We start from the raw sequence: 12,670 nt of genomic DNA on the forward strand, positions 1-12,670 counted from the left end.
CAACCGCAACTGTAAGGTCGGCCAGCGTGGCAGGTCTGCTGGTGGCGGGAACGAGCTCGGACGCCGGCAAGTCCCTGGTCGTGACGGGGCTGTGCCGCGCATGGGCACGCGCGGGAGTGCGCGTCGCACCGTTCAAGAGCCAGAACATGTCCAACAACTCGATGGTCTGCGTGGACGGCGCCGAGATCGGGCGCGCGCAGTACCTGCAGGCGCAGGCCGCCGGCGTCGAGGCGTCGTCGCTGCACAACCCGGTGCTGCTCAAACCCGGCTCGGACCGGCGCGCGTTCGTGGTGCTGCGCGGTCAGCCGGCCGGTGAGCTTGCTGCGGGCGAGTACGCCACGGGCCGGGCGCATCTCGCCGAGGCGGCGTTCGCGGCGTACGCCGAGTTGGCGGACTCGGTCGACCTGGTCGTGTCCGAGGGCGCCGGGTCGCCCGCCGAGGTCAATCTGCGTGCCGGCGACTACACGAACATGGGTCTCGCACGGCGCTTCGACCTGCCCACCGTCGTGGTCACCGACATCGACCGTGGTGGCGCGCTCGCCGCGACGTACGGCACCTGGGCGCTGCTGGACGACGCCGACCGCGCGCTGCTGCGGGGGTACGTCGTGAACAAGTTCCGCGGTGATGTGTCGGTGCTCGCGCCGGGCCTGGATGTCGTCACCGAACGCACCGGGATGCCGTGGCTCGGGACCATCCCGTGGCTGGAGGACGTGTGGCTGGACGCCGAGGACGCGCTGTCCGTGGGCCGCTCGATGCCTGCGGATCCGAACGCAACCCTGGACGTCGCGGTGGTCCGGTTTCCCCGCACCTCCAACGCCACCGACGTCGACGCACTCGCCGCCGAGCCAGGGGTACGGGTGCGCGTGACGAGCGATCCCGCGGTGTGCCGCGACGCGCACCTGCTGGTGCTGCCGGGGTCTCGCGCGACGGTGTCGGACCTGGGCTGGCTGCGCTCGCGAGGGCTCGCCGACGTGGTCGCCGCGCGGGTCGCGGACGGTCGTCCGGTGCTGGGGGTCTGCGGCGGTTACGAGATGCTGGGCGAGACCATCGACGACCCGGTCGAGTCCGCGGCGGGAGCGGTGACGGGCCTCGGACTCCTCTCGGCGGCGACGACGTTCGCAACCTCGAAGGTGCTGGCCCGGTCCCGTGGTTCGTGGCGGGGATGGCCGGTCGAGGGGTACGAGATCCACCACGGCGTCGTGGCGGCGGCCGACACGTTCCCCGGGGGTACGCGAGAAGGTTCGACCTACGGCACGATCTGGCACGGCACGCTGGAGGGCGACGACTTCCGGCGTGCGTGGCTGACCGAGGTGGCGGCGGCGGCCGGCTCGTCGTGGGCGCCGGTCGCGGATGCGCCGTCGTTCGCCGCACGACGTGAGGCGCAGATCGACGCTCTCGCCGATGCCGTGATCGAGGCCCTCGATCTGGACCGGCTGCTGGCGATCGCCCAAGAGGCGGGAGCATGAGCGTGCGCCGGGTGCAGGTCGTCGGCATCGGCGCCGGGTCGCCCGAGCACCTCACCCAGCAGGCGATCGCCGCGCTGAACGAGGTCGACGTCTTCCTCGTGGCCGAGAAGCGCTCTGCCACCGACGAACTCGTCGCGCTTCGCAAGGCGATCTGCGAGCGGTTCATCGATCCCGCGCACCCGTACCGGTTCGTGACGGTGCCCGATCCGACACGCGGCGTGGACGCCGACCGGGCCGACGCGGCGTACGGCGAGGCGGTCCGTGACTGGCACGCCGCGCGTGCCGACAGGTACGCCGATACGATCGACGCTCTGCCGGAGGGAGCCGTCGTGGGTTTCCTCGTCTGGGGAGACCCCGCGTTCTACGACTCCACGATCCGGGTCGTGCGCAGCATCGGTGAGCGGACGGCGCTGTCCGTCGACGTGATTCCCGGCATCTCTGCCTTCCAGGCCCTCGCGGCTGCGCACGGCATCGTGCTGCACGAGATCGGCGAACCGGTGCACATCACCACCGGACGTCGACTTGTCGCAGAGTGGGCACCGGGCGTCGGCACGGTCGTGGTGATGCTCGACGGCCACCTCACGTGCCGCGATCTCGTGCCGCGCGCGCCCGACCTGCAGATCCACTGGGGCGCGTACGTCGGCATGCCGCAGCAGGAGCTGCGGGCCGGGCGCCTCGCCGATGTGATCGACGAGATCACCTCGCTGCGTGCCACTCTGCGCGAGCGGCACGGCTGGGTGATGGACGTCTACGCGCTCACGTCACCGCGGTGAGCTGCGGCTCGGGGTGGGAACGCCACTCCTCGCCCTCGAGCACCGCGCGGAGGGCCACGACGCTGTCCCAGACGTCCTCGAAGCGCAGGTAGAGCGGCGCGAACCCCAGTCGCAGCACGTCAGGCGAGCGGAAGTCGCCGTGCACGCCACGCTCCATCAGCGCCCGCACCACCTGGTAGGCGCGCGGGTGGCGCAGCGAGACCTGACTCCCGCGTCGGTCGGCGTCCCGGGGGGTGACGACCTCCAGGTCGAAGCCGCCGCACTCCTGATCGACCAGTTCGATGAACAGCCCGGTCAGCCCCTCGCTCTTGCTCCGCACCTGTGCGATGTCGAGCTCGGCGAACATGTCGAGGCTGACCTCGAGCGGCGCGTAGGACACGATCGGCGGAGTGCTGATGCGGAAACGCGAGACCCCTTCTCCCGGCTCGTAATCGGTGACGAAGGCGAACGGCGCCTTGTGACCGTGCCAGCCCGACAGAGGTTGCTGCGCCTCCGCTTGCAGCCGCGGTGCGACGTAGACGAAAGCCGGACCGCCGGGGCCGGCGTTGACGTACTTGTACGTGCAGCCGATGGCGAAGTCGGCATCGCAGCCGGCCAGATCCATCTGCACGACGCCGATGCTGTGGCACAGGTCCCAGACCACGAGGGCGCCCGCCGCGTGGATCTGCTCGGTGATCGCCTGCATGTCCAGCAGCTCGCCCGTGCGGTAGTCGACGTGACTGAGCACCACGACGGCGACGTCCGGGGTGAGCATCTGCTGCAGGTTGCCGCGGTCGGCGTCCATCAGCTTCAGCCGGTGACGACCGGTCCACGCGGTCATGCCCTGCAGCATGTAGAGGTCGGTGGGGAAGCTGCCGGCCTCCGACAGCACCACGGCCCGGTCCGGGCGCATCCCCAGGGCGGCGCCGACCGCCTTGTAGAGGTTGATCGAGGTGCTGTCGCCGACGACGACCTGCCCGTCCCCCGCACCGATCAGCGGTGCGAGCCGATCGCCGACGGTCAGCGGCTTGTCGAACCACCCTGCGGTGTTCCAGCTGCCGACCAGCCCCTGGCCCCACTCGGTGGCCACGACCTCCTGCACCCGGGCCGGCACGTCCTTGGACATCGCTCCGAGAGAGTTGCCGACGAGGTAGGTGACGCCCTCGGGCAGCACGAACCGATCGCGTACCGCGGCCAGCGGGTCCTGGCGGTCGAGCTCCTGACAGTGCGACAGATCGAGCGAACTCACTGCGGTGTCCCTTCGAGGTCGGATCGGTGCGGATCGAGCACATTCTCGACGGTACGCGCGGCGAGACTGCGGATCTTCAGCCCCTGCAACAGCATCGATGCAGCGAGGCAGCCACCGACGCCCTCGCCCGCACGCAGCCGCAGGGTGAGGAGCGGCTCGAGTCCGAGCTCGCGCAACACGGCCGCGTGGGCGCGTTCGCGGGACTGCTGCCCCGCGACGAGATAGGCCTGCACGGAGGGTTCGAGTCGCACGGCCAGCAGCCCGGGCAGCGATCCGCAGAGCCCGTCGAGCACCACGGGTGCTCCCGCACCCGCGGCACCGAGCACCACACCGGTGAGGACGGCGAGCTCGGGGCCGCCGAGCATCCGCAGGGCGGCAAGGGCGTACGACGGTGCGTCGGCCGCCGCGTCGAGCGCCGGCCGCGCGCGGGTGAGCGCGGCCTCGACGACGTCCGCCTTGCGCGCCACGATCGCGGCGTCCGACCCGGCGCCGAGCCCGACGGCGTCCCGCGGCTCGAGGTCGATGAGCGCACAGACCAATGCCGCTGCGACCGTGGTGTTTCCGACACCCACTTCGCCGAGCACGACCAGGCCGTCGATCGCGGCGGAGCGGCCGGTCCGACGCCCGGCCTCGAGCAGTCGCTCGACGTCGGCGGCTGTCAGTGCGTCGGTGGTGCACAGGTCGCCGCGATCGCCGAGTGGACGAGAGGACACGGCGCCGGTGATGGCAGCCCCGTCGACGCCCGCGTCGACGACGACCAACCTCAACCCTGCGGCGGTCGCTGCCGCGGCGCCCACCGAGCCGCCCGCCAGCGCGGCCGACACCACGTCGTGGGTGACGTGAGCGGGGTACGCGCTGACGCCGAGCGCCGCGACAGGGTGGTCCGCCGCGACGAGCACGAGGGTGCCTCCGGACAGACCGCCGGGCGCCAGTGCCTGCACCCGGTTGAGCACCCGGTCGAGCAGACCCAGCGACTCCGGTGGCGAGAGCAGATCGTCGGCGGCGTCGGTCGCCGTGACCAGGCGATCCTGCGCGGGGCCGCGGACGTGCGACACCGGCGCGTCCGGGGAGCCCGACGACGGCCACCGCTCGTGGATCACGATGTCCTGCAACGGCGTACGCCGCGACCAGGCGGCCCGCTCCAGGCCCGGCGAGGTCGGCCGCTCGTCGGGCCAGCCCAGGCACAGCCAGCCCAGCGTCTCCACCCCGGCGGGCAGGTCGAGCAGCGTCACGAGATCCGTGGGCTCGAAGAGCGTCACCCAGCCCATCCCCAGACCGTGCGCGCGGGCGGTGAGCCACATGTTCTCGATCGCGGTGGCACAGGACCACAGGTCGGTGTCGGGGAAGGTGGCGCGACCGAGCACGCCGGCGGCCGGCGTACGGCGGTCGCACGCCACGACGATGCCGACCGGCGCCTCGCGCAGACCTTCGAGCTTGAGGTCGAGCAGCCGCGCGGCGCGGTCCTGCGTCAGATCCGACGCCTGCGCCAGCCGGGCGCGGTCGGCCAGGTGAGCGGCGCGATCGCGGGTCGCCTGGTCGCGCACGACCATGAAACGCCACGGCTGGGAGTGCCCGACGCTCGGAGCGTGGTGGCCCGCCTCCAGCACGGCAGTGAGCAGGTCTTCCGGGACCGGGTCGGGCCGGTAGCGGCGGATGTCGCGACGGGCGTCGATGACATCGCGCAGCGCGTCCGTGACATCGGCGCCCATCGCCCATCCGGTCGGGTCGGCGCCGCGACGCCGCGCGCTGGTCGTGTCTCCCACGACCGGCACGGGACGCGGCCATTTCTCGCCGGTCATTCCTCGAGTTGCCCCTCGACATCGAGGTAGACCTGCTGCATCGCCGCGACGAGCTCGGGGTCCGGCGACTCCCACAGTCCACGGTCGGCGGCCTCGCCGAGCTTCTCCACGATGCCGCGCAGCGCCCACGGGTTGGCGTGCTGCATGAAGTCGCGGTTGGTCTTGTCGAGCACGTACTCCTGGGCGAGGGTCTCGTACATCCAGTCCTGCACCACCCCGGCCGTGACGTCGAATCCGAAGAGGTAGTCCACGGTCGCCGCGAGTTCGAACGCGCCCTTGTACCCGTGCCGCTGCATCGCGCTGATCCAGCGGGGGTTGACCACGCGCGCACGGAAGATGCGGTTGGTCTCCTCCTGCAGAGTGCGGGTGCGCACCGAGTCGGGTGAGGTCGAATCCCCCACGTATGCCTTGGGTTCGGAGCCGGTGAGCGAACGCACGACTGCGACCATGCCGCCGTGGTACTGGAAGTAGTCGTCGGAATCGAGGATGTCCGACTCGCGGTTGTCGATGTTCTTCGCGGCGACCTGGATGCGTCGGTAGTTGCGCTCCATGTCGTCGCGCGCCGGTACGCCGTCCAGCCCGCGTCCGTAGGCGAAGCCGCCCCACTGCGTGTAGACCTCGGCCAGGTCGGCGTCGTCGCGCCAGGTGCCGGACTCGACCAGCTGCAGGATGCCCGCGCCATACGCGCCGGGCTTGGAGCCGAAGATCCTGGTGCGCGAACGGCGTTCGTCACCGTGGGCCTCGATGTCGGCGAGCGCGTGCTTGCGCACGAAGTTGGACTCGACCGGCTCGTCCAGACCCGCCACGAGCTGCACCGCGTCGTCCAGCATGCTGATCACGTGCGGGAACGCGTCCCGGAAGAAGCCGGAGATGCGCACCGTGACGTCGATGCGCGGGCGGCCGAGCTCGGCCAGCGACAGGGGGTCGAGACCGACCACCCGGCGGGACGCCTCGTCCCAGACCGGCAGCACGCCGAGCAGCGCCAGGACTTCGCCGATGTCGTCGCCGGAGGTGCGCATCGCCGAGGTACCCCACACCGACAGCCCCACCGATTCGGGGTACTCCCCGCTCTCCTCCTGGTAGCGCGCCAGCAGCGAGTCGGCCATGGCCGCGCCGGTGCCGTACGCGAGGCGTGAGGGGATCGCCTTGGGGTCCACGGAGTAGAAGTTGCGGCCCGTCGGCAGCACGTTGACCAGACCGCGCAGCGGCGACCCGGACGGACCGGCCGGCACGTAGCCGCCGTCGAGCGCGTGCAGCACCATCGGCAGCTCGCGGGTGGTCTCCGCCAGACGCGGCACGACCTCACGGCAGGCGAACTCCAGTGATGCCGATGCACCGGGATTCGGTTCTCCCACCAGGTCGTTCACGATCGTGTCGACAGAGCCGGCGTGCCATGAGGATTCTGCGAGGCGGCGTACGAGCTCGTGCGCCAGGGCTTCGACGCGGTCGGTCTCACCGGACGACGCGCCCTCGACGAGGCCTAGGGAGGCGCGCAACCCGGGCACGCCGTTGTCGCGGCCGCCGAAGACCTGGCTGGCGCGCAGCACCGCGAGCACCAGGTTGATCAGGCCCTCACCGGACGGCGCTTCGCCGAGGACGTGGAGCCCGTCGCGGATCTGCACGTCCTTGATCTCGCAGAGCCACCCGTCGATGTGCATCACGAAGTCGTCGAACGACTCGTCGTCGGGGCGGTCGGTCAGCTGCAGGTCCTGGTCCAGCTTGGCGGCCTGGATCAGCGTCCAGATCTCCCCACGCAGCGCGGCGGCCTTGGGCGGGTCCATCACCGAGGCGTTGCCGTAGTCGTCGAGCAGCTGCTCGAGACGCTCGATGTCGCCGTACGCCTCGGCGCGAGCCATCGGCGGGATCAGGTGGTCCACGATCGTGGCGTGCGCGCGGCGCTTGGCCTGGGTGCCCTCGCCGGGGTCGTTGACCAGGAACGGGTAGATCAGCGGCAGGTTGCCGAGTGCCGCATCGGTGCCGCAGGAGGGCGACATCGCGAGGTTCTTGCCCGACAGCCATTCCAGGTTGCCGTGCTTGCCGACATGCACGACCGCATGCGCGCCGAACTCCTCCTCGATCCACCGGTACGTCGCGAGGTAGTGGTGCGTGGGTGGCAGGTCGGGGTCGTGGTAGATCGCGATCGGGTTCTCACCGAAGCCGCGCGGCGGCTGCACCAGGATGACGAGGTTGCCGAACACCATTGCGGCAGAGAATATTTCACCGTCAGGATCGGTGGTCTTGTCGACGTAGAGCGTGCCAGGGGCGGGGCCCCAGTGCTGCTCCATCGCCTCCTGCAGGTCGGTCGGCACCCGGCCGAACCACTCGGCGTACCGGCTCGCGGGGATCCGCACGAGCGCTCCCTCGATCTGCTCCTGGGTGAGCCAGTCGGGGTCCTGACCACCTGCCGCGATCAGAGCGTGCACCAGGGCGTTGCCGGCTGTGGTGTCGAGCGCCTCGCCCTCGATGGGCTCTACGTCGTCGAGCCCGGGGATCGCGCCGCGCGGGCCGAGGTCGTAGCCGGCCGCGCGCATCTCGCGCAGCAGCCGGATGGTGGAGACCGGAGTGTCCAGGCCGACCGCGTTGCCGATGCGGGAGTGCTTGGTCGGGTACGCCGAGAGGACCAGCGCGATCTTGCGCTCGCCGACCGGGGTGTGCCGCAGGCGGCCGTGGTTGACGGCGATCCCGGCGACCCGGTCGCAGCGCTCGGGGTCGGCGACGTAGTGCGGCAGGCCGTCGGCGTCGACCTCCTTGAACGAGAACGGGACGGTGATGAGGCGGCCGTCGAACTCCGGCACCGCGACCTGGGTGGCGACGTCCAGCGGCGACATGCCCTCGCTCGATGCGGCCCAGTCGGCGCGGCTCCAGGTCAGCGCGAGTCCCTGGATGATCGGGATGTCGAGCGCGGCGAGCGCCTGCACGTCCCAGGTCTCGTCCTCGCCGCCGGCCTGCGCACCGGCCGGGCGGGTGCCGCCCGCTGCGAGGACGGTGGTGACCAGGGTGTCGAGCGTGCCGAGATGGTCCAGCAGGTCCTGTGGGGCGTCGCGCAGGGAGGTGGCGAAGATCGGGACGCCGATGCCCCCGGCCGCGTCGATCGCGTCGCAGAGCGCGTGGATGTGCGTGACGTTCCCCGCGGCCTGCTGGGCGCGGTAGAAGAGCACGCCGACGCGCGGTCGTACGCGCTCGAGCGGGGCGGGTTCGGCGCGGTCGAGCACACCCCAGATGGGCAGCTCCAACGGCGGTTCGAAGCCCTCACCGCTCAGCAGGAGGGTGTCGGACAGGAACGCGTGCAGGTTGGCGAGGTTGGCGGGGCCGCCCTGCGCAAGGTAGCGGTGTGCCTCGGCCACGATGCCCGCCGGCACGTGCCGCGAGCACTCCATCAGCGCCGCGTTCGGGGTCTGCTCGCCGCCGAGCACCACCATCGGCACATCGGTCTCGGCGAACCGGCGGAAGCCGCTGCACAGATCCTGCGGGCCGCCGAGGATGCGGGCGACGATCACATCGGCGCCCTCGATCGCCGCACCCATCTCGGTGTGCGCGGAGCGGGCCGGGTTGGCGAAGAGGTAGTCGGCGCCGCTGGCCCGGGCGCTCAAGAGGTCGGTGTCCGAGGTGGACAACAGGGCGACGCGAGGCATCAGTCTCCTTGGCCGGGGTCCGCGCCCCGAGCTGGCAGTTCGTGCTGAGGGCCGCACCCGTTCCGGGGCGGCGGTGCGCGCCCGCATACCTGACTCACCGGGCGACGTCCCCGGTTCACAGTGGCGGGACCGTCCCGGACTTTCACCGGGTTCCGCGAGCGTGTACCGCCCGCAGCCTACCTACCCGCCGACCAGGTTGCGGCCCACCACAGGCTGCATACGCCGTCCGTCCGGTCGTGCGCTCGGCGCCGCGTGTACGGCGGGAGGAGATGTGCCCCGATTTCGGCTGACAGCGGCCTGCGGGCGACGTGTCTCCTCCCCCTGCATACCTCAGGGGCTCGGTCGGGCAGTTGACGCCCGGCACGACGGGCCGACTTAGGCTCACCCGGTGACTTCCCGAGCCCGCCCCGACGGTGGCGACCGTTGCCCGGGGGTGCTGCGCCCGTTCGTCGCGGGCGACGGCGCCCTCGTGCGGCTGCGCGTGCCCGGCGGCCGGATCGGTGTCGACGTGCTCGGCGAGGTCATGGGAATCGCCACCGAGTACGGCGCACCCGTGGTGCAGCTGACCAGCCGCGGCAACCTGCAGCTGCGCGCTCTTCCGGATCCGCTGCCCGAGGTGCTGATCGAGCGGGTCGAGGCCACCGGCCTCCTGCCCAGCGCCTCCCACGAGCGGGTACGCAACATCCTGTCCGCGCCGCTGGCCACATCCCTGCGCCCGCTCGTCGAAGCACTCGATACCGCGATCACCGACGATCCGGTGCTCGCCGGGCTGCCGGGGCGGTTCCTCTTCGCGCTCAGCGACACGTCCGGCTCGGTGCTCACCGAGGGGTGGGACCTGGCCTACCAGGCGCTCGACGCCGACGAGGGCCGCGTCCTCGCCGGCGGTCACGCGTTCGAGGTCCGGTCGGTCGACGCGGTCCCCGAACTCATCCGCCGCGCCCACCTCTTCCTGGACCACCGCTCAGGCGACGACGTATGGAACGTCCGCGACCTACCCACCGGCTCCCCCGTCTTCGAGGGCATGCACCCGTACGGCGTACACCCGCCCGCGCCGCTCCCGCCCGGCCCGGCCGGCGACGACCTAGTGGTCGGTCTCCCGCTCGGGATGCTGCGACCCGCCCATCTCGACGCCATCGCCGCGTTCGCCGACGAGGTGGTGCTCACCCCGTGGAAGTCGTTCGTCATACCTGGCGCGGCGGCCGACCCGTCTCGTCTGGGCGACGCCGGGTTGGTCATCACCGGCGCCTCCCCCTGGTCGCGGATCACCGCGTGCGTCGGCGCGCCCTACTGCGCCCGCACCCAGACCCACACCCTCGACCTCGCCACCGCTGCGACCGCGCAGATGACCGGGGCCGGACCCGGTGTCCACGTCGTCGGATGCGAACGCCGTTGCGGCGAGCCGTCGTCCGACCACCTCACCCTCGTGGCACCGACCGACGTGCACCAGGTCGTTGCCGCCTCTGGAGACCCTCGATGAACGCCGACCCGAGCCCACCCACCCGTCGCTACGACTACGTCGCCGACGGCGCGGAGATCTACCGCCGCTCGTTCGGCATGGTCCGCGAGCAGGCCGACCTGTCCGCGGTCCCAGCCGACCTGCGGGTCGTCGTGACCCGGATCGTGCATGCCTGCGGGGACGTCGACATCGTGCCTGCGGTCGCCGCCTCATCCGATGTCGTCACCGCGGCGCGGCACGCATTGCGTTCGGGTGCAGCGGTGTTCACCGATTCGGTGATGCTCGCCTCCGGGGTCACCGCTCGCCGGATGCCGGCACACAACGAGGTGTTGTGCACCCTGCGCGACGCCCGCGTGCCTGCGCTCGCGAAGCAGTGGCACACCACGCGCGCCGCGGCGGCGGTCTCGCTGTGGGACGAGCGCCTCGACGGGGCGGTCGTCGCCATCGGCAACGCACCCACCGCGCTCTTCCACCTGCTCGAAGTCGTGATGGACGGCGGCCCGCGACCGGCGGCGATCGTCGGGATGCCGGTCGGATTCATCGGGTCGGCCGAGTCCAAGGTCGCCCTGGCCGAACACGTCCTGCCGGGCGGTGGGCAGATCCCGTGGATCACCGTGCACGGCCACCGCGGCGGATCGGCGATGGCGTCGGCCGCTGTCAACGCGCTCGCCACGGAGTCCGAACTCGCATGAACAGCAACATCATCGGGCATCTGTACGGCGTGGGCCTCGGCCCCGGCGACCCCGATCTGATCACGCTCAAGGCGGCCCGGCTCATCGATTCCGCCGACGTGATCGCCTATCACGCGGGCACCGGCAAGTCATCGATCGCGCGTGCCATCGCCGCCGACCTGATCCCGGCGGGCGTCCACGAGGAGGAGCTGCGCTACCCGGTCACGACCGGCGCGGTGGAGCACCCCGCCGGATACCACGGCTGGCTCGCGGAGTTCTACGACGAGTGCGCGGCCAGGTTGCGCGCGCACCTCGAGGCCGGCCGCTCGGTCGTCGTTCTGGCAGAGGGCGATCCGATGTTCTACGGGTCGTTCATGTATCTGCACGACCGCCTCGCCGACAGCTTTCCCACCGAGGTCGTCCCAGGCGTGACCGCGGTGTCCGGGGCAACCGCCGTGTCCGCGCACGCCCTCGCCCGACACGAGGACGTGCTGACCGTTCTGTCGGGCACGCTGCCCGTCGCCGAGCTCGCCCGCCGCCTCGCCGACACCGACGCCGCCGTCGTGATGAAGCTCGGGCGCACGTTCGCCAACGTGCGTGAGGCGCTACGGCAGGCCGGCCTGCTCGATCGGGCGGTCTACGTCGAACGCGCCACCCGTGACGGCCAACGCGTGCTGCCCGCGGCCGATGTCGATCCGTCGACCGTCCCGTACATGTCGATCGTCATCGTCCCCGGTCAGGACCGGCGGGCGGATGCCGCAGGACGTGCGGCCCCAGCGGCGGAGCAAGCGCCTCCCACATCGACCACCGGCACCGTCCACGTCGTCGGCCTCGGCCCGGGGCCGGACCGCTGGCTCACGCCCGAGGCGAGCGCGATCCTGGCCGAGGTCGACCATGTCGTGGGGTACGCGCCGTACGTCGAGCGGGTGCCCCAGCGCGTCGGCCTCACCCGGCACGCGAGCGGCAACACGGTCGAGGTCGACCGGGCGCGCGACGCGCTCGAGCTGGCTGCCGCTGGTGACGACGTCGCGGTCGTATCCGGCGGCGACGCAGGGGTATTCGGCATGGCGGCTGCGGTCTTCGAGGCCGCTGAGGCGGCTGGCACGGCGTACGCCGAGGTGCCCGTCCACGTCGTACCCGGCCTCACTGCTGCCCACGCCGCAGCCGCGCTGGTCGGGGCTCCGCTCGGCGCGGATTTCGCCGTGATGAGCCTCTCGGACCGGCTCAAGCCCTGGTCGGTGCTGGAGGCACGCCTCCGCGCGGCGGCCGCCGCCGACCTCGTGATCGCGCTCTACAACCCTCGCTCGCGCTCCCGGCCCGACCAGCTGCACACTGCACGCGCCGCGCTACTCGACGTGAAGTCCGCCGACACCGCGGTCGTCATCGCGCGCGACGTCGGCCGGACCGAGGAGTCGGCCGTCGTAACCACGCTGGGCGAGTTCGACCCCGAGACGGTCGACATGAAATGCCTGGTGATCATCGGGGCGTCCTCCACCCGGGTCACGCCGGGCGGCCAGGTCTGGACTCCGCGCTCCGTCGCTCAGCCCTGACTTTTCGGACATGCACGACGGGTCAGATGTGACCCGCCGTGCATGTCCGAAACTCGAGTGGTGGGCTCCGGCACCGACTGACATTCCTCTCTAAC

8 protein-coding genes and 1 riboswitch are annotated in these 12,670 nt (G+C 71.6%); of the genes, 5 read left to right on the forward strand and 3 right to left on the reverse strand.

Annotated features, from left to right (window positions below; genetic code table 11):
- Window positions 1-26 precede the first annotated feature (26 nt).
- The gene (locus JOB34_RS00615; RefSeq protein WP_208050912.1) at window positions 27-1,466 is read left to right on the forward strand and encodes a cobyric acid synthase; all 1,440 of its coding nucleotides are present in this window, start codon (window positions 27-29) and stop codon (window positions 1,464-1,466) included.
- On the forward strand, window positions 1,463-2,239 hold the full coding sequence (gene cobF, locus JOB34_RS00620; protein WP_208050913.1) for a precorrin-6A synthase (deacetylating): 777 nt from the start codon (window positions 1,463-1,465) through the stop codon (window positions 2,237-2,239). The genes JOB34_RS00615 and cobF overlap by 4 nt, the downstream gene beginning before the upstream one ends.
- Here the strand turns inward: cobF and kynU are convergent.
- Genes kynU through cobN form a run of 3 tightly spaced genes read right to left on the reverse strand, consistent with a single transcriptional unit; the run spans window position 2,223 to window position 8,898 of the window.
- Window positions 2,223-3,467, reverse strand: a complete 1,245-nt coding sequence (gene kynU / locus JOB34_RS00625) for a kynureninase (protein ID WP_208050914.1) — start codon at window positions 3,465-3,467, stop codon at window positions 2,223-2,225. The genes cobF and kynU overlap by 17 nt on opposite strands.
- On the reverse strand, window positions 3,464-5,230 hold the full coding sequence (bluB, locus tag JOB34_RS00630; RefSeq protein WP_347813672.1) for a 5,6-dimethylbenzimidazole synthase: 1,767 nt from the start codon (window positions 5,228-5,230) through the stop codon (window positions 3,464-3,466). Before bluB ends, kynU begins: the two co-directional genes overlap by 4 nt.
- Before the next feature lie 32 nt (window positions 5,231-5,262).
- Window positions 5,263-8,898, reverse strand: coding sequence for a cobaltochelatase subunit CobN (gene cobN / locus JOB34_RS00635; RefSeq protein ID WP_208050916.1), 3,636 nt, complete (start codon window positions 8,896-8,898; stop codon window positions 5,263-5,265).
- 88 nt (window positions 8,899-8,986) lie between these two features.
- Window positions 8,987-9,048, reverse strand: a riboswitch (cobalamin riboswitch).
- A 238-nt stretch (window positions 9,049-9,286) separates the two neighbouring features.
- Between cobN and JOB34_RS00640 the strand changes: the two genes are divergently transcribed.
- The 3 genes from JOB34_RS00640 to JOB34_RS00650 are packed head-to-tail and all read left to right on the forward strand — an operon-like array spanning window position 9,287 to window position 12,575.
- The gene (locus JOB34_RS00640) at window positions 9,287-10,375 is read left to right on the forward strand and encodes a cobalamin biosynthesis protein CobG (protein WP_208050917.1); all 1,089 of its coding nucleotides are present in this window, start codon (window positions 9,287-9,289) and stop codon (window positions 10,373-10,375) included.
- The gene (locus JOB34_RS00645; protein ID WP_179478485.1) at window positions 10,372-11,046 is read left to right on the forward strand and encodes a precorrin-8X methylmutase; all 675 of its coding nucleotides are present in this window, start codon (window positions 10,372-10,374) and stop codon (window positions 11,044-11,046) included. The genes JOB34_RS00640 and JOB34_RS00645 overlap by 4 nt, the downstream gene beginning before the upstream one ends.
- Window positions 11,043-12,575 carry a precorrin-2 C(20)-methyltransferase gene (locus tag JOB34_RS00650; protein ID WP_208050918.1) on the forward strand — a complete coding sequence of 511 codons (1,533 nt, stop codon included), beginning with the start codon at window positions 11,043-11,045 and terminating at the stop codon, window positions 12,573-12,575. The genes JOB34_RS00645 and JOB34_RS00650 overlap by 4 nt, the downstream gene beginning before the upstream one ends.
- The last annotated feature ends 95 nt before the right edge of the window (window positions 12,576-12,670 follow it).

This window comes from Allobranchiibius sp. GilTou38 (assembly GCF_017565325.1).
Lineage (GTDB): Bacteria > Actinomycetota > Actinomycetes > Actinomycetales > Dermatophilaceae > Allobranchiibius > Allobranchiibius huperziae.